This window comes from Halobacillus litoralis, from assembly GCF_009856415.1.
Classification (GTDB): domain Bacteria; phylum Bacillota; class Bacilli; order Bacillales; family Halobacillaceae; genus Halobacillus; species Halobacillus litoralis_C.
This window is the reverse complement of record NZ_WMEZ01000004.1, coordinates 41,398-66,593: the sequence shown is the minus strand read 5'-3', so window position 1 is coordinate 66,593 and position 25,196 is coordinate 41,398. Positions and strand designations below refer to the sequence as shown.

General features: G+C 42.6%; 20 protein-coding genes and 1 other annotated feature. Of the genes, 18 read left to right on the top strand and 2 right to left on the bottom strand.

Features of this window, described 5'->3' with window-relative positions; translation table 11 throughout:
- Positions 1-326 precede the first annotated feature (326 nt).
- The 8 genes from GLV98_RS12075 (at position 327) to GLV98_RS12040 (ending at position 10,114) form a co-directional block, all read left to right on the top strand.
- Positions 327-1,307 (top strand): tetratricopeptide repeat protein, encoded by a 981-nt coding sequence (locus tag GLV98_RS12075; RefSeq protein WP_160915505.1) that lies wholly within the window; start codon positions 327-329, stop codon positions 1,305-1,307.
- A gap of 145 nt (positions 1,308-1,452) precedes the next feature.
- Positions 1,453-2,739, top strand: a complete 1,287-nt coding sequence (gene tig, locus GLV98_RS12070; protein WP_160915503.1) for a trigger factor — start codon at positions 1,453-1,455, stop codon at positions 2,737-2,739.
- A gap of 333 nt (positions 2,740-3,072) precedes the next feature.
- Positions 3,073-4,350 (top strand): ATP-dependent protease ATP-binding subunit ClpX, encoded by a 1,278-nt coding sequence (gene clpX / locus GLV98_RS12065; protein ID WP_160915501.1) that lies wholly within the window; start codon positions 3,073-3,075, stop codon positions 4,348-4,350.
- Positions 4,351-4,607: 257 nt separating this feature from the next.
- The gene (gene lon / locus GLV98_RS12060; protein ID WP_160915499.1) at positions 4,608-6,938 is read left to right on the top strand and encodes an endopeptidase La; all 2,331 of its coding nucleotides are present in this window, start codon (positions 4,608-4,610) and stop codon (positions 6,936-6,938) included.
- The gene (gene yihA, locus GLV98_RS12055; protein ID WP_160915497.1) at positions 6,928-7,518 is read left to right on the top strand and encodes a ribosome biogenesis GTP-binding protein YihA/YsxC; all 591 of its coding nucleotides are present in this window, start codon (positions 6,928-6,930) and stop codon (positions 7,516-7,518) included. The genes lon and yihA overlap by 11 nt, the downstream gene beginning before the upstream one ends.
- 261 nt (positions 7,519-7,779) lie before the next feature.
- On the top strand, positions 7,780-8,610 hold the full coding sequence (locus tag GLV98_RS12050; RefSeq protein WP_160915495.1) for a transporter substrate-binding domain-containing protein: 831 nt from the start codon (positions 7,780-7,782) through the stop codon (positions 8,608-8,610).
- 137 nt (positions 8,611-8,747) lie between these two features.
- Entirely contained in the window at positions 8,748-9,362 is a 615-nt protein-coding gene (locus tag GLV98_RS12045) for an amino acid ABC transporter permease (RefSeq protein WP_160915879.1), read from the top strand.
- Between the two features lie 29 nt (positions 9,363-9,391).
- Positions 9,392-10,114: an amino acid ABC transporter ATP-binding protein gene (locus GLV98_RS12040; RefSeq protein WP_160915882.1), complete on the top strand. Its 723-nt coding sequence runs from the start codon at positions 9,392-9,394 to the stop codon at positions 10,112-10,114.
- A 632-nt stretch (positions 10,115-10,746) separates the two neighbouring features.
- Here GLV98_RS12040 and GLV98_RS12035 read toward each other — a convergent pair.
- On the bottom strand, positions 10,747-11,229 hold the full coding sequence (locus tag GLV98_RS12035) for a LiaI-LiaF-like domain-containing protein (protein ID WP_237417128.1): 483 nt from the start codon (positions 11,227-11,229) through the stop codon (positions 10,747-10,749).
- Positions 11,230-11,477: 248 nt separating this feature from the next.
- Here GLV98_RS12035 and hemA point away from each other — a divergent pair, with 248 nt between their 5' ends.
- From hemA to GLV98_RS12000, 7 genes are all read left to right on the top strand, one after another.
- Positions 11,478-12,851, top strand: coding sequence for a glutamyl-tRNA reductase (gene hemA / locus GLV98_RS12030; protein ID WP_160915493.1), 1,374 nt, complete (start codon positions 11,478-11,480; stop codon positions 12,849-12,851).
- 12 nt (positions 12,852-12,863) lie between these two features.
- A complete protein-coding gene (locus GLV98_RS12025) occupies positions 12,864-13,682 on the top strand; it encodes a cytochrome c biogenesis protein (RefSeq protein ID WP_160915491.1) in 819 nt (272 codons plus the stop codon).
- Positions 13,683-13,700: 18 nt separating this feature from the next.
- Positions 13,701-14,630, top strand: a complete 930-nt coding sequence (hemC, locus tag GLV98_RS12020; protein WP_160915481.1) for a hydroxymethylbilane synthase — start codon at positions 13,701-13,703, stop codon at positions 14,628-14,630.
- Positions 14,630-15,394: a uroporphyrinogen-III synthase gene (locus GLV98_RS12015; protein ID WP_160915478.1), complete on the top strand. Its 765-nt coding sequence runs from the start codon at positions 14,630-14,632 to the stop codon at positions 15,392-15,394. Before hemC ends, GLV98_RS12015 begins: the two co-directional genes overlap by 1 nt.
- A gap of 2 nt (positions 15,395-15,396) precedes the next feature.
- Positions 15,397-16,374, top strand: a complete 978-nt coding sequence (gene hemB / locus GLV98_RS12010) for a porphobilinogen synthase (RefSeq protein WP_160915476.1) — start codon at positions 15,397-15,399, stop codon at positions 16,372-16,374.
- A 24-nt stretch (positions 16,375-16,398) separates the two neighbouring features.
- Complete coding sequence (gene hemL / locus GLV98_RS12005; RefSeq protein ID WP_160915474.1) at positions 16,399-17,691, top strand: glutamate-1-semialdehyde 2,1-aminomutase; 1,293 nt, start codon at positions 16,399-16,401, stop codon at positions 17,689-17,691.
- 110 nt (positions 17,692-17,801) lie between these two features.
- Positions 17,802-18,776: a LysM peptidoglycan-binding domain-containing protein gene (locus tag GLV98_RS12000; protein ID WP_160915472.1), complete on the top strand. Its 975-nt coding sequence runs from the start codon at positions 17,802-17,804 to the stop codon at positions 18,774-18,776.
- Here the strand turns inward: GLV98_RS12000 and GLV98_RS11995 are convergent.
- Positions 18,773-18,961, bottom strand: coding sequence for a hypothetical protein (locus tag GLV98_RS11995; RefSeq protein ID WP_160915470.1), 189 nt, complete (start codon positions 18,959-18,961; stop codon positions 18,773-18,775). The two genes, GLV98_RS12000 and GLV98_RS11995, sit on opposite strands and share 4 nt — an antisense overlap.
- A 130-nt stretch (positions 18,962-19,091) precedes the next feature.
- Positions 19,092-19,319: a binding site (T-box leader), on the top strand.
- A gap of 54 nt (positions 19,320-19,373) precedes the next feature.
- Between GLV98_RS11995 and GLV98_RS11990 the strand changes: the two genes are divergently transcribed.
- From GLV98_RS11990 to GLV98_RS11980, 3 genes are all read left to right on the top strand, one after another.
- A complete protein-coding gene (locus tag GLV98_RS11990) occupies positions 19,374-22,016 on the top strand; it encodes a valine--tRNA ligase (RefSeq protein WP_160915468.1) in 2,643 nt (880 codons plus the stop codon).
- A gap of 56 nt (positions 22,017-22,072) precedes the next feature.
- Entirely contained in the window at positions 22,073-23,371 is a 1,299-nt protein-coding gene (locus tag GLV98_RS11985; protein ID WP_202410037.1) for a bifunctional folylpolyglutamate synthase/dihydrofolate synthase, read from the top strand.
- A gap of 74 nt (positions 23,372-23,445) precedes the next feature.
- Positions 23,446-25,179, top strand: a complete 1,734-nt coding sequence (locus GLV98_RS11980; RefSeq protein ID WP_160915457.1) for a sensor domain-containing diguanylate cyclase — start codon at positions 23,446-23,448, stop codon at positions 25,177-25,179.
- Positions 25,180-25,196: the final 17 nt, after the last annotated feature.

The following is a 25,196-nucleotide window of genomic DNA, read 5'->3' as shown; positions in this document are numbered from 1 at the left end:
ATTCGGTGAAATTTTATTCACATTCACTAATTTTAGCAAAAAATCCGAAATCATCATGAGTATAAAGTCCTGTTTTTTGTTAAGATGAAACAAATAAGGATATTATATTGAGATATAGTCTACGAAAAATTAAAGGAAGTGTCCATCTATGTCTGTACATAACGAATGACGACGGATCCACCTACAATAACAAATGTAAAAGTGTTTTCTTTGTGTTTGTTGTGAATATACTTTAGTATATCCTAATAAGCTGAATGAATAGAGGTTTGAAAAATATCCAACAAGGTTAAAATGAGGGAAGTATAAACTCTAGGGAAGGGTGTCTTATGGAAAATAAAAACGGGAACTTAGTGATGTTCCCAAAGTGGAAAACCACTCTGGAACGAGTAGGGCTGGAGGCATTGAAGGAAAAGAGATATAAAGATGCTTCAGAAGCTTTGGAGCCCCTTGTAGAGTATGGCGTTGCAAATGCGGATGTCATCACAGGACTTTTGATGAGTTGGATTGAACTTGGATTGTTCGACGAAGCGGAAGAATTATGTCAAAAACAAATGAAGGAAGATTTCGAACAGTACTACCACTATTTACATATCTATATCACGATTTTATTTCAGAGTAATCAATATGAAGAAATCATCAATCTTCTGGAAGAAGTGTTCGAATCAGAGGAAATTCCTCATCAAAGTCGTACTCAACTCTGGCAGATGTTTGAAGTAAGCCGCAAACTTCTGGTGGATCGTCATAAAGAGGAAGGTACAAAGTATTTTGATGAATTTAAGCATGCATTAGATTCAGATGATATACATAAGCAATGGCAAGCGGTTGACCAACTGAAAAAACAATCTCCTGACCCTTTTGCGGATGACTTTCAAGGTGTGTTAATGAACGAAAAGGTTCACCCAATCATTAAATCATCCATTTTAGAGTGGTTCCGGGATGGAGGGTGGACGGAGAAGTTGACTATCAAGAAATTTGGTCAAACATCTACCGTCGTCCCTTCGGAATTAACACAGCTTCATTCCGATTACATCATTAAACAAATTCAAATGAGACTCGGTCAAATTGAACAAAACAACCCGACGATGTATGAAATGATCAATCGTCTTTTATATCATTATTGCTATGTGCGTTATCCAATATTTCCCGATGAAAAGGAAGTCCCGATTCTTGTCGAAGCCCTTAAACAATTAGGGCATGAATATTTACAGCTTCCAATGTCGACAAATGAAGAAGTGGAAGACGTGGAGAAATACAAATCTGAAATCGAACTATGTGAACAGCATTACGTATTGATCGTAGGGGAATAAATGAAAAGGTCACGTCTTGAAAGGCTGTAGGATTATGTTATAATGTAGTGGTTGCAAACGAGATTCGTATGTAAAAAGAGTCATAGAATCATCAGTCATCGTCTTCGGACGAAAATGAATGAATAGATGTTGGAGGGAATTTTTTATGTCAGCAAAATGGGAAAAGCAAGAAGGCAATCAGGGGACTTTGACAGTAGAAGTACCTGCAAGTGAGTTCGATAAAGCACTTGACCAAGCCTTCAAAAAAGTAGTTCAACAGGTACAAGTACCTGGTTTCCGTAAAGGTAAAGTACCTCGTAAACTTTTCGAACAGCGCTTCGGAGTGGAGTCTCTTTATCAGGATGCTCTTGATATTGTACTTCCACAAGCTTACACAGAAGCTGTTGAAGAAACAGGAATCGAACCTGTCGATCGTCCAGAAGTAGACGTGAAACAAATCGAAAAAGGTCAAGACCTTGTATTCACAGCAGAAGTTACTGTGAAGCCTGAAGTTAAGCTTGGCGATTACAAAGGACTTGTCGTAGAAGAGCAAGATACTGAAGTATCAGATGAAGATGTTGAAAACGAACTGAAGCAAATGCAAGAACGTCAAGCAGAGCTAGTCGTTAAAGAAGATGCAGCTGTTGAAAATGGCGACACAGTTGTTATGGATTTCGAAGGTTTCGTTGATGGAGAAGCATTCGAAGGTGGACAGGCAGATAACTACTCCCTAGAAGTTGGTTCTGGCTCCTTCATCCCAGGTTTCGAAGAACAGCTAGTTGGTAAGAAAGCAGGAGAAGAAACGGACGTTGAAGTGACTTTCCCTGAAGAATACCACGCAGAAGATCTAGCTGGTAAATCTGCAACATTCAAAGTCAAACTTCATGAAGTAAAAGGAAAAGAACTTCCTGAGCTTGATGATGAGTTCGCGAAAGATGTCGACGAAGATGTCGAGTCTCTTGAAGAGCTGAAGACGAAAACTCGTGAGCGTTTGGAAGAGCAGAAGAAGACAGATGCTGAAAACAGCAAGCGTGACACGCTTGTAACAAAAGCTTCTGAAAATGCAGAGGTTGAAATTCCTGATGCTATGGTGGATACAGAGCTTGACCGCATGGTTCAGGAATTCGAACAACGTCTCCAAATGCAAGGCATGACAAAAGACATGTACTTCCAGTTCACTGGTCAAGACGAAGACGCCCTTCGTGAGCAGATGAAAGAAGATGCAGCGAAGCGTGTGAAAACGAACTTGACTCTTGAAGCAATCGCAGAGGCAGAAAATGTCGAAGCTTCTGAAGAAGATGTGAATGCTGAACTTGAGAACATGGCTTCCATGTATCAAACAGACGTTGCCCAATTGACGCAAATGCTTGGCGGGAATACAGACATGATCAAAGAAGATCTTAAAGTCCGCAAAGCGATTGACGTTCTAGTTGCAAATTCTAAAGCTGAATAATAAACTAAGAAGACAAGGTGCTGATCGTACCTTGTCTTCTCATATATTTCTATAGTATAGAGTATAGAGGTAGAGATTAATGGGGAAGATAGTTGATACTTCTCCAGCTGTTTACATACAATAATACTGGTGCTCCATCGTTTGACTTATCTACAGTTGAATTACATAATGAGGATGGTGCAAGAAATGTTGGGCACACCTCTGAAAAGGTATTGCTTTTTTGTTTGAAGTTAATTTGATATGATGGGCAAAAGAAGTGAAGTGGAAACGTAAACGTCGTATCATGAAACTTCAGTCGCAATGATTGCGTGATTATAATAAGGGGTGAAACGAATGTTTAAATTTAACGATGAAAAAGGACAGTTGAAATGTTCTTTCTGCGGTAAAAGTCAGGAACAAGTCCGTAAGCTCGTAGCAGGACCTGGCGTATATATATGTGATGAATGTATTGAACTTTGTACGGAAATCGTTGAAGAAGAGCTGGGTAATGAAGAAGAAGTGGAATTCAAAGAGGTACCGAAACCTCAAGAAATCCGCGAAATTCTTAGTGATTATGTCATCGGCCAGGATCAAGCCAAAAAGAACCTGTCTGTAGCAGTTTATAACCACTACAAACGTATCAATGCAGGTGTGAAAAATGATGATGTAGAACTTGCGAAAAGTAACATCCTCATGCTTGGACCTACAGGTAGCGGTAAAACATTACTCGCTCAAACATTGGCACGTATTCTAAATGTACCATTTGCCATTGCTGATGCTACTTCCTTAACAGAAGCCGGTTACGTCGGTGAAGACGTTGAGAACATTCTGTTGAAGTTGATTCAAGCAGCAGACTATGATGTTGAGAAAGCGGAAAAAGGAATCATTTATATCGATGAAATCGATAAAGTTGCTCGTAAATCAGAGAACCCGTCCATCACACGAGATGTATCCGGTGAGGGAGTGCAGCAGGCGCTTCTGAAAATCCTTGAGGGAACTCAAGCGAGTGTACCGCCACAAGGTGGACGTAAACATCCTCATCAAGAGTTCATCCAAATCGATACAACCAATGTGTTGTTCATCGTTGGAGGAGCTTTTGACGGAATTGATCAAATCATTAAACGTCGTCTAGGACGAAAAGTAATCGGCTTTGGTTCTGAACAAGCAGCGGATGAAGCAGAGAAAAAAGAATTGCTCACAAAAGTTCTTCCAGAAGATTTGTTGAGCTATGGTTTAATTCCAGAATTCATCGGTCGTCTTCCGGTCATCGGCAGCCTCGAGCAGCTTGATGAAGATGCGCTTGTAGAAATTCTTACAAAACCGAAGAATGCTCTTGTAAAGCAATATCAAAAGCTTTTCCAGATCGACCACGTCGAATTGGAAATGGAAGAAGATGCGCTTCGTGAAATTGCACGTCTAGCTATAGAACGTAAGACAGGGGCTCGTGGATTGCGCTCTATTATTGAAGGAATCATGCTTGATGTCATGTATGAACTTCCTTCACGTGATGACATTGAGAAATGTATCATTACGAAAGAGACAGTCACTGCTAAAAATGGACGTCCTAAGCTGGTCTTGACAGATGGCACTGTTGAAGATGATAATAAACAATCTCCTAAAGAGAGTGCGTAAACCTTAAGGGATAAAATCCAAGAAGCCGTGCTACGAAAATGCTGTAGCACGGCTTCTGTTTTATAAAAGTGACAGATGGCTACATAAGCATGAAAGACTGGTTTCTGTTCATAATAAAGTATTAGAGGAGTGAGCCCCTTGACAGTAGTCGGTTAGGGGATTTCGGTGTTGGAATCATTTGGTGCCGTTTCGTTTACTTTCCAAGTACATTTATATATGATAAAAATACGTAGTTGCAATAATCGGAGGTGCAAGATATGACGGACAAACAGAGAAAGAAGATACCTCTACTTCCTCTCAGAGGATTGCTTGTGTATCCTTCCATGGTCCTTCACCTAGATGTGGGCCGTGAAAAGTCGGTACAAGCGTTGGAGCAATCCATGATGGATGACAATGAAATTTTACTCGTGTCACAAAAAGAAGTGAATATTGATGAACCCTCGAAAGATGACCTATATGAGATCGGAACGATTGCCAGAGTAAAACAAATGGTTAAATTGCCTAATGGCACCAATCGAGTCCTTGTAGAAGGTTTATATAGAGCTCGTGTTGAACAATTAGTCGATGATGATGACTTTTATCACGCGAATATCTCAAAAATTGAGGATGAGCATGTAGGAGAGAATGAGGAAGAAGCTCTTATGCGAACCCTTATGGACCAATTTGAGAAATTCGTGAAAGTATCTAAAAAAGTGAGTCAGGAAACCTTTAATACCGTGTCAGACATCGATGAACCGAGTCATATGGCCGACATGATCGCTTCCCATTTACCTGTGAAACTTAAGGAAAAGCAGACCATTCTGGAAACAGAGAATGTGAAAGAGCGTCTTCAAAAGCTTGTCGACATGATTGGGAATGAACGCGAAGTTTTGCAAATCGAGCAAAAGATCGGCAAAAGGGTTAAAAAATCAATGGAAAAAACGCAAAAGGAATATTATTTGCGTGAACAGATGAAAGCGATCCAAAACGAACTTGGTGATAAAGATGGGAAATCAGGTGAGGTGGCTCAGCTTAAAGAAAAAATAGAGCAGGCCAATATGCCTGAACGTGTGGAAGAAATCGCTTATAAAGAGCTTGGTAGATATGAAAAAGTTCCACAAAGTTCAGCGGAAAGTTCAGTCATCCGTAACTACATTGAATGGCTTGTCGCCTTGCCATGGTCGAACGAGACGGAAGATAACCTGGATGTGAACCGTGCTGAGAAGATCTTGGACGAAGACCATTATGGCTTGGAAAAGGTCAAAGAGCGTGTCCTCGAATACTTAGCGGTTCAAAAGCTGACTCAAACCATCAAAGGACCGATCTTGTGTCTGGCGGGGCCACCAGGTGTGGGGAAAACTTCCCTTGCTAAGTCCATCGCTCGTTCCATTAATCGGAAATTTGTAAGAATCTCTTTAGGCGGAATTCGTGATGAAGCGGAAATCCGTGGCCACCGTAGAACTTATATTGGAGCTATGCCTGGACGTATCATTCAGGGAATGAAACGTGCAGAGACAGTGAACCCTGTATTTTTACTTGACGAAATTGATAAAATGGCAAGTGACTTCAGAGGAGACCCATCCTCAGCCATGTTGGAAGTCCTTGACCCAGAGCAAAACGGAACATTCAGCGATCACTTCATTGAAGAAAACTATGATCTATCAAAGGTCATGTTTGTGGCTACAGCTAATAATATTTCCAACATTCCTGGACCATTACGTGACCGAATGGAGATTATCACCATTGCTGGATATACGGAAGTGGAGAAGGTTCATATTGCTAAAGAGCACCTGCTTCCGAAGCAAGTCAAGGAGAATGGTTTGAAGAAAGGCCAGTTGCAATTACGTGACGATGCGCTCTTGAAATTGATCCGCCGCTACACAAGAGAAGCCGGTGTCCGTGGGTTGGAGCGTGAATTGGCGAGCCTTTGCAGAAAAGCAGCCAAGATTATCGTTGCTGGTGAAAAACAGCGTGTAGTTGTGACGGAAAAGCAACTGGAAGAGCTTCTCGGACGTCCGAAATTCCGTTATGGACGTGCTGAATTGGAAGATCAGATAGGAGCAGCTACCGGTCTTGCTTATACGACAGCAGGTGGAGACACATTATCCATTGAAGTTTCCATATACCCTGGAAAAGGAAACCTCACATTGACAGGGAAATTAGGAGATGTGATGAAAGAATCTGCACAAGCGGCTTTCAGTTATATTCGTTCAAGAGCGAACGAATTGAACATCGACCCTGAGTTTGTGGAAAAGAACGACATCCATATTCACGTACCGGAAGGCGCAACACCAAAGGATGGCCCTTCAGCCGGAATCACGATGGCTACTGCCCTCGTATCGGCATTAACAGGTCGCCCCGTCCGGAAAGAAGTGGGCATGACAGGTGAAATCACTTTAAGAGGCCGCGTGTTGCCTATTGGTGGTTTGAAGGAGAAATCATTAAGTGCCCATCGTGCAGGATTAACAAAAATCATCATCCCAGATCAGAATGAGAAAGATTTGGAAGATATCCCGGACAGCATCAAGGAAGGTTTGACTTTTGTTCCTGTAAAGCATTTGGATGAGGTATTAGAACAAGCATTAACGGAGGCAGTACATGAAAGTTAACTCGGCAGACATCGTCATCAGTGCGGCGAGCAAAAAGCAGTACCCAAAAGCACCGATTCCTGAAATTGCACTGGCAGGAAGATCGAATGTTGGTAAATCATCATTTATCAACCGTATGATTCAACGTAAAAATCTAGCGCGGACTTCATCAAAGCCTGGTAAAACTCAAACTTTGAACTTCTACATCATTAATGAAAAGTTTCACTTCGTCGATGTACCTGGATATGGGTATGCGAAAGTTTCTAAAAAGGAACGAGCGAAGTGGGGAGAAATGATGGAAGAATATTTTGCTGAGCGTGAACAGTTGAGAGCGACAGCGTTGATTATCGACATCCGTCATAAACCAACAGAAGATGATCAGTTGATGTACGACTATTTAAAACATTTTGAGCTGCCCGTCATGGTGATTGCGACAAAGCTTGATAAAATTAAAAAGGGGCAACGCACGAAACAACTGAAAATGATTCATGAGGTTTTGGGAATGGATGAGGAAGATGAATTGATTCCTTTTTCATCCGAAACGGGTGAAGGCAAGGATGTGGCATGGACGACCATGCTGTCTCACTTGAACTTAAAATGATTGAAAACCACTTCTCTGACTAGAGGAGTGGTTTTTTTGTTATTGTTTCATGTATATTCATGCAAATATCTACCATATGTGAGAAAATTCATGCATTTATAAGAAAAGTACGGCATGGAGTAGGTCAGGCTCATCATCCGTATAATTTAGTATTTTTTGGACTACGTTTAATTTTGGGAATTGTTTGATAAATGGATATAATTTAAAGTGTCGCTATTATTACAGAAAAATGACAAATTGATGAAGGGGAGAATTTTGGTTATGAGAAAATATTTACTTATGATCGCCCTAAGCATTTTCATGATCTTTGCTCTTGCTGCCTGCGGCGGAAGTGAAGATGAAGGAGAAACTTCAGGGGATTCAAATGAAACGGATTCCGGTGATTCCTCAGAAGAAACAGCCTATGATCTCGTAGAGGATGGACAGTTCACGTTTGCTGCTTCTGGTGAATTCCGACCATTCAGTATGACAGATGCAAGCGGGGAAATGACAGGTTTTGATATTGATGTTGCGAATGCCATTGCGGAGGAGTTGGGCTTGGAGCCAAATCCTCAAAAACAGAAATTCGCAAGTATCGTAGAAGGTGTGAAAACAGGCCGTTTTGACGCGGCAGTAGCAAGTCACACCATTACAGAAGAAAGACAACAGGAAGTTGATTTCTCTACTCCTTACTATTATTCAGGCGCGCAAATTTTCACGCGTCCAGATAGTGATGTTGAAACGTTAGAAGATTTGGAAGGAATGGAGATTGCCATTTCTAAAGGTTCGACATACAGCACGTATGCAGAAGAAGTGACAGAGAATATCAAGACATATGATAGTGATGTTGTTGCTTTACAATCACTGGCAAAAGGCCGTCATGACGCTGTAATCACAGATTTCTTGACTGGTAAGGAAGCTTCTGGTGAAGGGCTTGAAATTGAAGCGAAAGAAATGATTGAGCGTAGTGAACAGGCGGTTGCTGTGGCAAAAGAAAACGAAGCCCTACTTGAAGAAATCAATGCAGCTCTAGAAACACTTCGTGAAGATGGAACCCTTGCTGAAATCAGTAAAGAATACTTTGGTGAAGACATTACGACTCTGCCAGAGTAAACGCTCGTTTTTCAGTTGTAGACCGAAGTTAAGAAGAGTGCGCAATGAGCGTACTCTTTTTGACATTATAGAGGAGTTGAAGTGAATTGTATTTGTATTCCGCAAACTTTTGGACAGCACTTATAGATAGTCGGGGCATGTTTTTCGAAGCCGCTCAAATGACCCTGGCCCTTACAGCGGTCTCTATTTTAATAGCCATTGTCATCGGGTTAATGTTTGCTTTTATGAAGATATCCAAAATCAAACCATTGGAATGGCTTGCGAATATATACATTTATGTTGTGAGGGGAACCCCTTTGATTGTACAAATCTTCGTGTTCTATTATGGATTGACAGAAGTGTGGATGATCAGTGGATTCTGGTCCGTAGCTCTTGGACTTGCGTTCCACAATGGTGCCTATATTGCAGAGATTTTCCGTGGATCTATCCAATCGATCGGAAAAGGCCAGTCTGAAGCTGGTCGATCACTTGGAATGAGCGGTACCTTGACGATGCGTCGTATCATCTTACCTCAGGCTTTTAGACGTGCGTTGCCTCCGCTCGGGAATCAGTTTATCATTGGTTTGAAGGATTCATCGTTGGCCGCATTTATCGGTGTATCTGAGATATTTGCTGTAGCCACCACCCAAGGGGCCAACACATTCGACTATATGACCTGGTTGCTCGTAAGTGCCGTATGGTATTTGATTCTCGTATTCCTTCTGACGCTCGTTGTCAGTGCGATTGAGAAGAAAATGGCTGTGAGTGACTAACAGAGGAGGAAACACAATTGTCAGAGCAAATGATTCGAGTTAATAAATTGAATAAATCGTTTAGAGAACTCCATGTACTGAAGGATATTGATTTCCATGTAGAAGAAAGTGAAGTGGTCGTACTTATCGGGGCCAGCGGGTCCGGTAAAAGTACAATGCTGCGCTGTTTGAATTTTTTAGAAATGAAAAATAGCGGGGAACTCTTTATTAAAGGGAAACAAATTGATCCTAAAAAAGACAATTTGAACAAAGTAAGACAACAAGTGGGGATGGTCTTCCAGCATTTTAATCTTTTCCCCCACATGACGGTATTAGGCAACGTGATGGAAGCGCCTATCCAAGTCAAAGGAATATCTAAAAGCCAGGCGAAAAAAGAAGGACAGGAGCTCTTAGAAAAAGTTGGACTTGGTGATAAAGCCAATGATTACCCTTCAAGACTCTCCGGTGGACAGAAACAGAGGGTTGCGATCGCTAGAGCTCTTGCGATGAAACCAGAAATCATGCTCTTCGATGAGCCGACATCAGCGCTCGACCCTGAACTTGTCGGTGAAGTTCTTGCGACAATGAAAGACCTTGCGAAAGAAGGAATGACGATGGTCGTCGTCACGCACGAAATGGGATTCGCAAGAGAAGTCGCCGACCGTGTTGTTTACATGCATGACGGAAAAATCGTAGAGTCAGGAGCTCCGAAAGATCTATTCGAAAACCCACAAGAAGAACGTACCCAAGCGTTCCTAAGCTCCATTTTATAAGAGACAAAACCCCAGAGGCCACCTCTGGGGTTTTGTCTCTTTTCCTTTGAAAGACAGTTGTTAAAGAAAAGGGTAGGATTGTTGAAGACTCGATTTCGAGACTTTTGTTATGAGGGTTGGGGCTGCGGGAAATGAGTCGCTTTCCGCGGGAGCGTGGTGAGCCTCCTCGGACTTCGTCCTGTGGGGTCTTACCATACACTTTTTTCCCGCAGGAGTCTCGCCATTCCCCACCGCCCCTTTGCCATGTGAGTGTCTCGAAATCACTTCTGGAATCAACTCATTTTCAACTGATGGAGATGAGTAGTTTTTAGCACACGTGTCATGAATTGGATTCCTAATGCTTGATATAGAGAGATTCCTGCGTACACCACATGGACAGTGGAAGACTGTTCTACTGTGCGAAGGGGTTCGTTTCTCCACTATATCGAATGGGGTGGTTGGGAAGCTGCGAGACTCCCGTGGGAGAAAGGAGATAGGCGAGATCCCGCAGAACTTAGTCCGAGGAAGCTCGGCGCTCCCCCACAGGAAAGCGAGTTGCTTCCCAGCCACCCCTAACGCTCAACCAGGCGACGAACCCCGGAAACATCTCGAAACTGAGTCTTCAAGAATAGGGAGCTTTAGTGGAGGATTGGTTATTTCTTCTTTAGCAAATAAAAGCCAAAAGCGATCAGAGCCACTGGCCAGAAACGTTCGATCAACTGAAAAAGGCCTTGAATCCATTGGAACCAAGCAGGGCTTGTAGGGGCGAAAATGGCAAATAAACCGATTCCAAGAAATAGAAGTGCAGGAATCAACCCATTTTTCGTTTTTCTATAATGCAATAGAAAAGCTACGCCTACAATAATAAGGTACATGCCCCAGTGATCGCGCCAGAAAGGCACATAGTCTACGGCTATGAAATGTAAACCAAACCCAGTTAAAATCACACCGGTGAACAAGGATGAATGATCTTTTGTCCAATAGCTATGTAATAGAAAGGCAAGGCCTATGAATATGACTAAAGTAGGCCATGAGTAAAATGGGCTCAGTTCGGGAATATTGAGATGACGAAGGAAATAGTAAACGCCCAGCCCGATGAATAACAGTCCGATAAGGGAATTTTGCTTGTTCAGCATGATCACATCCTTTTCTATTGTACAAAAATGTCGGATCCTTGCGATTATGCGTAGGTTTTGGTATATTACAATCGGATTATAATTTAAAGTTCTTCTAAAAAAATCGTTATTATTTTCTATATCATCTAATTTCATCCTATCATAAGGGATTCAAAATCTGTTCATATTTCTAACGAAAAATCGTCCGGATTTTGTGCTATACTAATGGATATGTGATAAGTCTTGAACGTTTAATGGGGGTAGATGAAATGCACATTTTAGCTATCGGTCTTAATTACAGAACAGCCCCTGTGGAAATTCGCGAGAAGCTCACATTTTCTGAGGATGAGCTGACAGAAGCCATGCAGCACCTCAACATACAAAAGAGTGTTTTGGAAAATGTGATTATTTCTACATGCAACCGAACGGAAATTTATGCGGTTGTGGATCAAATCCACACAGGCCGTTATTATATCAAACAGTTTTTATCCGACTGGTTTGACATCGACAAAGAAGAGTTTTCTCCTTTTCTTTCTATTTACGAAACCGACGGCGCAATTGAGCACCTGTTGCGTGTAACGGCAGGTCTCGACTCTATGGTTCTTGGAGAAACTCAAATTCTCGGTCAAATGAAGCAGTCTTTCCTGCAGGCACAGGAAGCTGGGACAACAGGAACTATTTTTAATCAGTTGTTCCGTCAAGCAGTCACTATGGCGAAAAAGGGTCATAAAGAGACGGAAATCGGTGAAAACGCTGTATCTGTAAGCTACGCGGCGGTAGAGCTTGCTAAAAAGATTTTTGGTGATCTTGTCCACAAGCATATCGTCATCCTGGGTGCAGGGAAAATGGGAGAATTAGCTGCCAAGAACCTTCATGGGTCCGGAGTCCGGAAAGTTTCGGTCGTCAACCGGACGTTAGCTAAAGCTCAGAACGTAGCCAATCAATTCAATGGACATCCGCACACGATGGACGAGCTTGAGGGTGTGTTGGAGGATGCTGATATCGTCATCAGCTCAACGGGTGCAACAGACTATGTGATTACGAAGGAAAAGATGGAACCCATTCATAAGAAACGAAAAGGGAAACCTCTCTTCTTTGTAGACATTGCTGTTCCACGAGATTTAGACCCGGCAATGGAAGCTCTGGAAAGTGTCTTCTTGTATGATATTGATGACTTGCAAGGGATCGTAGATGCGAATCTTGCACTGCGGAAACAAGCAGCAAAAGAAATTGAAATCATGATTGAAGCGGAGATTGTGGAGTTTAAGCAGTGGCTACAAACAATAGGCGTGGTTCCTGTAATTTCAGCTCTTCGTTCAAAAGCTTTAAATATCCAGGCGGAAACGATGAAGAGTATTGAAAGAAAGATGCCGGAGCTAACCGATCGCGAACGAAAAGTATTGAGTAAACACACAAAGAGTATCATCAATCAAATGTTGAAAGAACCGATCTCTCAAGCGAAGGAAATGGCAGCTCAGCCAGATTCAGAGGAAACCTTGCGTTTATTCACTCAGATCTTCGGTATAGAAGAGCAAGTGAAAAAAGAGGCGGAAGACCAAGAAAAAAAGAACAGCGCGAAGGTGAAGAACGATACAGAGGCCAGTGATTCCATCTCTATTATCAGCCCTGTAGCCCATTCATAAGGTGGAAGTGAAATGCTTGAATTCAAATGGGTTTACGAACTTATCCTTTTTCTATATGGATTGAGTATCATTGGATACTTCATCGACTTTGTACAAAATAACCGGAAGGCGAATATTACTGCCTTCTGGTTACTTAGTATGGTTTGGGTTTTACAAACCTTCTTTTTACTCTCGCAGGTTTTTGTCAAAGATGATTTTCCAATCATGACGGTTTATGATGGATTATATTTTTATTCGTGGATTTTAGTGACGTTCTCTCTCATCATTAACAGACTTTTCAAAGTGGACTTTCTCGTTTTCTTCACCAATGTGGTCGGGTTTTTGATTATGATTATTCACATTTCCACGAGGGCCCAAAATGTCCTGGAAAACAGTGGAGTGGCACTCGTCAATGAACTGCTTGTCATCCATGTCAGTTTAGCAATCATCTCTTATGGTTTCTTTACCCTATCTTTTATCTTTTCTGTTATGTATTTATTGCAGTACCGCTTATTGAAGAAAAAGAAATGGGATGCTAAGCTCTTCCGCCTTGGTGACTTAACGAAGCTGGATCACTTTTCTTATGTGTCTATTATCTTGGGTGTCCCTTTATTGTTGATTGCCATCATTCTTGGTGTCGTTTGGGGGTATGTCTCTACAGCCGCTTTTTACTGGTATGACTCTAAGACACTTGGGTCGTTACTCGTATTAGTTGTCTATATCGTATATTTGACGCTGAGAGTTATAAAAGGGTATCAAGGACGGACGATTGCCATATTTAATGCCGCAGCATTTCTGTTTCTATTGATCAACTTCTTTTTATTTGGTTCATTATCTAACTTTCATTTTTAGTATCGAGGAGGAAATGTTTTGAGAAAAATCGTCATCGGATCACGCAAAAGTAAATTAGCAATCACACAAACAGAATGGGTCATCGATCAATTGAAACAAATCGATCCATCCTATGAGTTTGAAATCAAACGAATTTCAACAAAAGGGGATGAAATCCTTGACGTCACCCTTTCCAAAGTCGGGGGCAAAGGGCTTTTCATTAAAGAGATTGAACAGGCAATGTACGATGGAGAAATCGATATGGCTGTTCATAGTATGAAGGATATGCCGGCCGTTGTTGCCGAAGGTCTGATGGTTGCGGCTGTTCCGATCCGTGAAGATCACCGCGATGCTTTTGTTTCGAATGGAAACGTTGCACTTAAAGACCTTCCCGCTGGAGCAATTGTTGGAACAAGCAGTTTGAGACGCGGTTCTCAAATCAAGGCCGTCCGTCCAGATGTAGAAATTAAATGGATCCGCGGGAACATTGATACACGTCTCCGTAAGTGTAAGGAAGAGGACTACGATGCCATTGTCCTCGCAGCAGCGGGCTTAAAACGCATGGGCTGGGATGATGACGTGGTAACCGAATATCTCGAGCCAGATGTCTGTGTCCCTGCGGTTGGACAGGGAGCTCTAGCGATTCAATGTCGTGAAAATGACTCAGAATTACGAGATTTTCTTAAGAAGTTGAATCATGAGTACACCGAAACGACGGTGACGGCTGAGCGTAAATTCCTTCATGATTTGAATGGAGGTTGTCAAGTTCCGATCGGTGGTTATGCCTACCGTAAAGGAGAAGAAATCGTCTTGACAGCGCTTGTCGGGACGCCTGATGGAAAGACCATCTTGCTTGAAACGGTTTCAGGTAAAGATCCAATTGAAGTCGGGAAAGAAGCAGCCGATCGTTTGAAAGCTCAAGGAGCACAGGAGATTGTGGATCGTGCTAAAGAGGAGTATGACCAATAATGCAGCCATTGCAGGGGAAGAGAATTCTCGTGACGAGAGGACAGTCCCAAGCACGCTCATTTATTGAGAGAATTGAAGCAGAAGGTGGAGTTGTGTATCATACTCCCCTTCTCTCCTTCCAATTGAATGATTCGGAATCTCATCAAGAGGTTTTGAAACGACTTCACGACTATTCCTGGGTGTTTATCACAAGCGCGAATGGTGTGAAGTTTTTTTTCGAGCTTCTGAAAAAGTACAAGGTTGAGATTCCGTTATCTCTTCAATTTGCCATCATTGGATCAAAAACCGAGAAACGCTTAAATGATTTTGGATTTCAGGCTGATTTCATCCCTTCAAAATACCATGCGTCTTCGATGGGGAAGGAGTTTTTTGCTAAAGAGCCTCAGCCTGGTCCCATTTTGTACATAAGAGGAAATCGTTCAAGAGACGCTCTTCCCCGCATGTTTGATGACAAGGGTGTATTTTTTCATTCCATGACCGTATATGATACGCTACTAGTGGAAGAGAAAAAGTCTGAACTCCTTGTGTGGCTTCAGGAACGAAAGATTGATGCATTAACCTTCACAAGTCCGTCAACTGTTCGTGCATTTGTATCCATGGTCCAGGATCAAGGCGTAGAGATTCCATGTTTCTGTATCGGTCCGACGACAGCGAAAGAAGCAGCAAAACGGGGGTTTACCAACGTGCATGTTCCTGAGCAGTACACCATCCCCCATCTGTTAAAACAATTGACTTACTATTTTTCTAACGAAGGGAAAAGATAAATATGAAAGATTTGCAGTTCAAACGCCACCGTCGCTTGCGCCGAACGGATTCCATGAGAGCGCTTGTGAGAGAGACCCATCTTCGTACGGAAGATTTAATCTACCCGATTTTTGTTGTAGAAGGAGAAGGCGTTAAAAACCCAGTAGCATCGATGCCTGGAGTCCATCAAGTTTCCCTCGATCACTTGAACGAGGAAATGGACGAGCTGGTGGGTTTAGATATAAAATCTGTCATTGTCTTTGGTGTTCCAGCCGAAAAAGACGACGTAGGAAGTCAAGCCTATCACGAACAGGGGATTGTTCAACGTGCCATTCGCCAAATTAAAGAAAGCTTTCCTTCCTTAACCGTGATTGCGGATACATGTTTATGTCAATATACAGACCACGGTCATTGCGGAATTGTCCGTGATGGGGATATTGCCAATGATGAGTCTTTGACTTACATTACGAAAACGGCCATCACTCAAGCGGAAGCAGGCGCCGATATTATTGCCCCATCGAATATGATGGATGGTTTTGTTGCAGCTATCCGTCAGGGTCTTGATGAAGCAGGCTTCAGCCATATCCCTGTTATGTCTTACGCTGTCAAATATGCTTCTTCTTTTTATGGTCCATTCCGCGATGCGGCTCACAGTTCTCCTCAATTTGGTGACCGCCGTGCTTACCAGATGGATCCAGCGAACCGCTTGGAAGCATTAAGAGAGGCAGAGTCAGACGTAGAGGAAGGTGCTGACTTCTTGATTGTTAAACCGGCTCTGGCTTATCTTGATATCATGCGTGAAGTGAAAGATCGTTACAACTTGCCGCTGGTCGCATACAACGTCAGTGGGGAATACTCCATGATCAAAGCAGCTGCGCAAAATGGCTGGGTCAATGAAGAAGAGATGGTTTTAGAAAAGCTGACCTCTATGAAACGAGCTGGCGCCGACCTCATCATTACGTACTTCGCTAAAGATGCGGCTCGTTATTTAAATCAATAACGCGGACAGAAAGGGTGTCTTATAATGAAAACATTTGATCGTTCAAAACAAGCCTATAGAAAAGCAGTAGATTTAATGCCAGGTGGAGTGAACTCCCCTGTACGTGCATTTAAATCTGTCCAGATGGACCCGATTTTTATGGAAAAGGGTGCCGGTTCCAAACTTTATGATCTCGATGGCAACGAGTATATCGATTATGTCTTAAGCTTCGGCCCATTAATTTTAGGACACGCCGATGAGAAAGTGACAGAATCCTTAACCAAAGCGACTGCAAATGGAACAAGCTTCGGTGCTCCTACGGAAATGGAGAATGAATTGGCTACCCTTGTGAGAGAAAGGGTCCCGTCTATTGAAATGCTCCGTATGGTGAATTCAGGTACAGAAGCGACGATGAGTGCTCTTCGTGTGGCTCGTGGATATACGGGCCGCGATAAAATCTTGAAGTTCGAAGGAAATTATCATGGACACGGTGATTCCTTGTTGATCAAAGCAGGCTCTGGAGTAGCCACTCTTGGACTGCCGGATTCTCCTGGTGTGCCGGAATCCATTGCCCAAAATACGATTACGGTCCCTTACAATGACTTAGAAAGCGTCCGTTACGTTTTCGAAGAGTTCGGAGATGATTTAGCCGCTGTCATTATTGAACCAGTCTCTGGAAATATGGGTGTTGTTCCACCAAACGAAGGGTTTCTCCAAGAGTTGAGAACAATGACGGAAGACAATGGGACGGTTCTCATCTTTGATGAAGTTATGACTGGATTCCGTGTAGGTTACTACAGTGCTCAAGGCCACTTTGATGTCACTCCTGACATGACATGCCTTGGTAAAGTAATCGGAGGCGGTCTCCCTGTAGGGGCCTATGGTGGAAAGCGGGAAATTATGGAACGGGTCGCTCCTGTTGGAGATATCTATCAAGCAGGTACGCTTTCTGGAAACCCTCTCGCAATGACCGCAGGTTTTGAAACGATCTCTGCGATGACTGAAGAAGCGTATGCTTCCATTAACAAAAAAGTAGATCGCCTGATTGAAGGATACCAACAAGCGGCGGAAAAACACGACATTCCATTGACGGTGAACCGGGCAGGTTCTATGGTAGGTTTCTTCTTTACAAACGAACCTGTAACGAACTTTGAAACAGCCAACCAATCCGATCTAGAATTGTTCACACACTATTTCCAAGGAATGATTGAAGAAGGCATTTATTTGCCACCTTCCCAATTTGAAGGTCTGTTTTTATCTGTCAAACATACGGATGAGGATATCGAGAAAACGATTCAAGCAGCTGAGAAAGTCTTTTCGCAAATTAAATCTAAATAATAAAAGCGCATGGGGAATACCCATGCGCTTTCGTTATGTATATTACTCTAACTCTCGCATAAGGTGATAATAGAGAAAAGTGTTTATTACCTTAGGGAGGGGACCGAACTTTGCAAAACAAACAAAATGTATTTTCCTTTTATTTAGATGAATCCATATGGTTCAAGGAAGGACAGGGCGTTCGCGAGTTAATCGGCATTTCATTAGAACCTGAAATAACTATCGAAGAGCTTGGAGATGAGGTCCGGCTGAAAGGGACCGTCGACCTTGCAGGCGAATACATTCCGACGGGAAGCCAAGATGCGCAGGATGAAAGTCCTCTTGCACCATCTGTACGAACCATGGATGTAGTCGAACCATCGGAAGAAGGTATTCATACATTCAACCACTCTTTTCCCGTTGAAATCACGGTACCTTTAGAAAGAGTATCGAACTTAGAAGATGTGCTCATTGACATCGAAAGTTTTGATTACGAACTTCCAGCCAATCGTCAACTTCGTCTTCATGCCCATGTAAACATTAACGGTCTGGAAGAAAAACAACATGAAGCATCAAATGAACCGACGTTCGATGAGTCTGCGACTGTCGGTCCCGTCAATTTTCAAGAGCAGAGTCAAAAAGAATCACCTGTTCTGCCAGAACGGGAGGCACCTATTTTCCGGATTGATGAAAAAGATGAAAGTGAGCATACAGAAGAAGATGATGGCCGTTGGTTTTATAAAAAATCACAAAGCTTCCCAGAGTTTTTCGGGCATGCTCAGGAAAATACCCAATTAACTCCGGAAGAGCCTTCCTATGATAGCGAGGATTGGGGAGAAGTCAGTGTAGAAGAGTCCAGCAGTGAAGAGTCTGATCAGGAAAGTGCTCAGGCACCGGGCGGCATGGATGGCATTAAACAGATTTTTAAACACTTGTTCCCGAACCGTGAGGACACGTACACTCAGATGAAAATGTATATTGCCCAGGAAGAAGAAACGTTGTCGTCTATTGCTGAAAAGTATGAAGTATCTGTGAAACAATTAGAAAGAGTCAATGATTATAAAGATGATGTTTCCCCTGGGCAGATTGTGTATATTCCGAACTAAATCCATTTATATTTGAATGCCAGATACAACCCGAGGACCAATCCGAGAAGGAAGATGTCGAAAGTAGTCGGGAAGATGATGGTTCGTAGTGCCTGAAAAATAACAATAGGCAGTAGTGATTTTTCAATCACATATAACCATGTCCTGCACCATGGAGGCAGACGATAACGATACAAACGACTCATACAGAGCACCTCTTTTCATAGGAGGATAAAGGCTCCTGGGCAATCTGCTCAGGGGTTTTCGCCTTTTTCTTTGACGTAGTTGACTAAATGCCTCTTTTTTATATACAATATGTAATATAGTCTTTATACGTGAAATGCTTAGATAGGGAAGAGTACATGAACAATTCCTTCAGAGAGGAAAACATTCGCTGAGAGTTTTCCAGGAACCCTGTTTATGGAAGGTCGCCCTTGATGCAGCTTCTTTGAACAACGAGTAGGAGAAGCCGGTTAGAAGCCGTTATTTTTATTTGAGTGTACAGGAATGATTTCCTGTAAATTAAAGGTGGTACCACGGAAATGAAACCCTTTCGTCCTTTTTTAGGATGAAGGGGTTTTTTTATTTTTATAAAGAGAATAAAAGGAGGAAGATCGAATGGATCAAAAAGATCTTTCAATGCCTACAAAGTACGATCCGGCAGCCGTTGAAAAGGACCGGTATCAATACTGGGTAGATGGTAAATTTTTTGAAGCAACTGGAGATAAAAACAAGGAACCTTATACAATCGTCATTCCACCGCCGAACGTTACAGGAAAGCTGCACCTCGGCCATGCGTGGGACACGACATTACAGGATATCCTGACACGCGTGAAACGGATGCAGGGCTACGATGTACTCTGGTTACCGGGCATGGACCACGCGGGAATTGCTACACAGGCAAAAGTAGACGCAAAGCTTCGTGAAGAAGGGGTTTCCCGCCATGATCTCGGACGTGAAAAATTTCTGGAGAAATCGTGGGAGTGGAAGCATGAGTATGCGAAATTCATCCGTGCCCAGTGGGAGAAACTAGGACTTGGACTTGATTATTCCCGTGAACGCTTCACTCTCGATGATGGTCTTTCAGAGGCGGTTAAAGAAGTTTTTGTCACTCTCTATGAGAAAGGCCTGATCTACCGTGGGGAATATATCATCAACTGGGATCCTGCCACACAGACGGCTTTGTCTGATATCGAAGTGGAGTACAAAGATGTGCAAGGTGCGTTTTACCATATGCGCTACCCGTTGAAAGATGAAGAGGGCACCATTGAAATTGCGACCACACGTCCAGAGACAATGCTTGGAGATACAGCCATTGCTGTACATCCGGAAGATGAGCGTTACAAACACTTGATTGGTAAAAAAGCAATTTTGCCGATTGTCGGCCGGGAAATCGAAATTGTTGCTGATGATTATGTTGATATGGAGTTTGGTTCCGGGGCTGTGAAAATTACTCCAGCGCACGATCCGAATGACTTTGAAATTGGAAATCGTCACAACCTTGAGCGAATTCTTGTCATGAATGAAGACGGAACGATGAATGAAAATGCCGGCAAGTATAAAGGTATGGATCGTTTTGAATGTCGTAAACAAATCGTCAAGGACCTTCAGGAAAACGGTGTTCTTTTTGAAATTGAAGAACACATGCACTCGGTCGGTCACTCAGAGCGAAGCGGAGCAGTCGTTGAACCTTATCTTTCGACGCAATGGTTTGTTGATATGAAGCCACTAGCTGACGCGTCGATCGACTTGCAAAAGGGAGACGATCAAGTACAGTTTGTTCCTGATCGATTTGAAAAGCCATATCTACACTGGATGGAAAATACGAGGGATTGGTGTATTTCCAGACAATTATGGTGGGGACACCGAATTCCAGCCTGGTACCATAAAGGAACGGGCGAAATTCATGTCGGTAAAGAAGAGCCGAAAGATCCTGAGAACTGGAAGCAGGATGATGATGTCCTGGATACTTGGTTCTCCTCCGCGCTTTGGCCTTTCTCAACGATGGGATGGCCTGATGAAAACAGTGAAGATTATAAACGCTATTTCCCAACCAACGTACTCGTTACAGGGTATGATATCATTGGTTTCTGGGTCAGCCGCATGATTTTCCAATCCCTTGAGTTCACAAATGAGCGTCCTTTCAATGATGTCCTTATTCATGGCCTTGTTCGTGATGCTGAGGGTCGTAAGATGAGTAAATCGCTGGGTAATGGTGTCGATCCAATGGATGTTATCGATAAATACGGGGCAGATTCCCTTCGTTATTTCCTGTCCACAGGATCATCTCCTGGTCAAGACTTGCGCTTCCACTGGGAGAAGGTAGAGTCTACATGGAACTTCGCCAATAAAATTTGGAATGCTTCTCGTTTTGCTTTGATGAATATGGGCGATTTGAAATATGAGGACATTGATATCACAGGTGAAAAATCTGTAGCCGATCAATGGATTTTGACTCGTCTCGACCAAACGATTGAGCAAGTGACGACAAACATCGATAAATATGAATTCGGTGAAGCCGGCCGTCACCTTTACAACTTTATTTGGGATGATTTCTGTGATTGGTATATTGAAATGGCGAAGCTTCCACTGTATGGAGAAGACGAGGCACGTATCCATACGACACGCTCCATTCTTGCGTACACGCTTGATCAGACGATGCGTATGCTTCATCCATTCATGCCATTCATTACAGAAGAAATCTGGCAGCACCTTCCTCATGATGGAGAGTCCATTACCCAGGCTTCATGGCCCGTGGTAAGAGAAGACTTTCATAATGAAGAAGCGGTTGAAGAAATGAATCGTCTCGTTTCCATCATCCGTTCTGTGCGTAATATCCGTTCAGAAGTGGATACACCGATGTCTAAAGAGATCCAGTTGATGATCCAGGCGAAAGACGATGCCATTGTCAAAGAGCTTGAGAAGAACCGTGACTATTTAGAAAGGTTCTGCAACCCAAGTGAACTGACGATCGCAACAGACTTGCAGGCACCTGAGAAGGCGATGTCAGCCGTCATTACTGGAGCTGAATTGTACCTTCCATTAGCAGGCTTGATCAATATCGAAGATGAAATCAAGCGTCTTGAGAACGAATGGAAGAAATGGGACCAAGAAGTGACTCGTGTTCAAAAGAAACTTTCCAATGAAGGTTTCGTAAGTAAAGCGCCAGAACATGTGGTGGAAGAGGAACGCAAAAAAGAAACAGACTACCTTGATAAGCGTGCCAAAGTAGAAGCGCGAATCAAAGAGTTAAAAGCATAAAGAAGGAGGAGGGTATTCTACGGAGTACTCTCCTTTTTTGAAAAGAGGGAATAGAAATGGAGTATGAAAAAGCAATGGATTGGATTCACTCTAGAGAGAAATTCAAAGTGAAGCCAGGGTTGAAGCGAATGGAATGGATGATGAAGAGGCTTGGTCATCCAGAGAAAAAATTCAGGTCGGTCCATATTGCTGGAACGAACGGGAAAGGTTCCACACTTTCCTTTCTGCGTCATATCCTTCAACAGCAGGGAATGTCAGTAGGGACCTTCACTTCTCCATATATAGAGAGATTCAATGAGCGAATCAGTGTTGATGGACAGCCCATTCATGATGAAGTTTTAGCTGAATTAGTTATTAGAATTAAACCTCTATCTGAAGAATTGAGACAAACGACTTTAGGAGAACCTACCGAATTTGAAATTATAACAGCAATGGCCATGCTTTATTTTTCCGAAGCTGCCCTTGATCTTGTATTAATAGAGACAGGTTTGGGAGGACGGTATGATTCTACAAATATCCTAACCCCTGTTCTATCCCTTATCACAAATATCGGACACGACCATATGAATGTTCTAGGTTCTACAATAGGAGAAATTGCAGAAGAAAAAGCGGGAATCATCAAACCCGAAATCCCTGTAGTTACTGGGGTCAAGCAGGAGGAAGCTGTAAAAGTAGTCACCCAAAAAGCGAGGTCATGTCATTCAAGGGTATTCAGACTTGGCCATGATTTTGAAGCTATCCATCAATCCAGTAATGATGAAGGAGAGAGTTTTGTTTTTTCAAATGCAACGTTCCATTCTGAAACTTATGTCAGTCAAATGAAAGGCCCTCACCAGGTGGAAAATGCGGCGTTGGCCATACAGTCAGCAGAAGTATTAAGGTCGCTTGGGGTGCGGATTGACCGCAGTCTTTATGGAAAAGGAATTGCGTCCACACGTTGGCCTGCAAGGTTTGAGAAAGTGAAGGATGCTCCTTTGACGATTATAGATGGCGCTCATAATGAAGAAGGCACGAGCGCGCTGGTAGAAACAGTCAAACGTCATCACGTTGGCAAAAAGATTGTCCTCGTATACTCTGCATTAGAAGACAAGCCTGTAAAGAAAATGTTGAAACAACTGCAGAGTGTTGTCGATACAGCTTATATGACAACTTTTGATTTTCCGAGAGCCTTAAAAGGCCGTGAGCTTGCTGAATACTCGGAGATTACGGAGACCAAAGCCGTTGAGGATTACGTGCAGGCCATTCGGGAAGCCTCTTCCAATGTTGGAGAAGACGGCGTCCTGCTCATTACAGGGTCGCTATATTTCATATCCAAAGTAAGGAAATATTTTGAAAGTAAAGAAAATTCGTGGTAGGATAGGTATGTTCTGTATATTCTAAAGGTAAAATAGTTGTGTGCAAGGGTAGGTCCTTAGGGTGGGGTGGTAAGATGACGAAGCAAAAGAAATATGCCGTTTGGTTTGTGTGGGCAACCATTTGGCCTGCTAGTTTAGTTTATTTGTACTTGTGGTTGACTCCTGTTTTTGAAGGGAACAGGATAGAGATTGCTGCATTTATCATTCTTGCTTCCATCGTAGCTTTATTTCCGCTGCAAATCGGAGACCACCCCGTATTTTTTACGCAGGGGATCGCATTTGCAGTTTTTTTATATTATGGACTTTTCATAGAGATCATCGTTTCTCAAGTGGCCATTTTAGCATTAATGGCAAAAATGAGGCTTGGTCGAACAAACCTTCACCGATTACCGATAAACTTGTTCATGTTTTTACTGATTTCAGTGGTCTCAGCAGGAATCTATTACTTCCTGGGAGGAACACATGGTCCATCAGCTGTGAATGACATAGGCGATGCCGTACCTATCGTGAGTTATGCACTCTCACAAATTGTCTTCAACCTATTTTCAATAAAATTTGTAGCAAAAGTTCTTTATAATAAAGAGATTAAGTGGCTCGATAAAGGTTTTCTCTGGGAACTATTGACATCGAGTCTAGTTCTGCCCATCGGCTTTGTCCTTTATATGGTTTATTCAGAATTTGGAATGAGTGGAATTTTCTTTGTCGGTATTCCTTTCGTTTTTATTTCAGGGATGTTGATGCTTTACCATAACAGTAATCAAGTGAATACATATTTAAGAGAGACGAGTATCATCGGGCATGAGCTGACAGGAAAACTTGGAGTGAAAGAAGTGCTTGATATTTTCGTCGATCGTTTGAGTGAACTCCTTCCAGTGGATTATATTTATGTCTATGACGTAAATGAGAACAAAAGGTTGGAGCTGATCCGTTTCTTTGATCGTTCAGGTGAGATCGATTTTCCTAATATCCAACTTTCCAGAGGGCAAAGCATCAGCGGTGATACCTGGCAGGAAGGGAAAAGCGTCTTTTATAAAAAGAAATCAGAATGGTCCCACTTAGAAAATCAATATACCCCTGATCGTGCTGAAACGGTCTTGTCTGTACCCGTGGAGAGAAACGGAGAAATTGTTGGGGTCATTACGATCTACTCCACCACAAAGCGAGCTTTCGTACAATTTCAATTTATGATTTTAAATATCCTGGGCAACTATTTAGGTGTGGCGATAGATAATGCCAGGCACTACGAGAAAACCAAAGCAGAAAGTGAGCGTTGTGCTCTGACAGGCTTATATAATTATCGTTATTTTGAAGACCATATCGTGAACATCTTTAAAGTAAATCAAAGGCAAGAGAATGTAGAGCCGATTTCCCTCGTTTTATTGGATATTGATCACTTTAAGCGTGTGAACGATACATACGGGCATGAAAGTGGCAATGAAGTTCTCGCTTCACTATCAGAGAGACTTCAGAAGGTAGTAGGTGGACACGGGACACTTGCGAGGTATGGAGGAGAGGAATTTGTCCTCCTTTTGCCGGGATACAATCAAAGGGAGGCCTTGGAAGTTGCTCATTCTATACGTGAGAGCATCATACAAAAGCCTTTTATTTCCTACGAACATATCGATCATTCGATAGAACCTATCTCCATTTCATTGACGGCGAGTATTGGTGTAGCTACGTATCCTGATCATTGTGATGAAGCTTTTGATTTAATCCGTCAAGCCGATCGTGCGATGTATATAGGGGCGAAGCAAAGAGGTCGGGACCGTGTTGCGAGTTATAATGAACTCATACAAACTGTTCAATGATTATTATTGGACGGTTT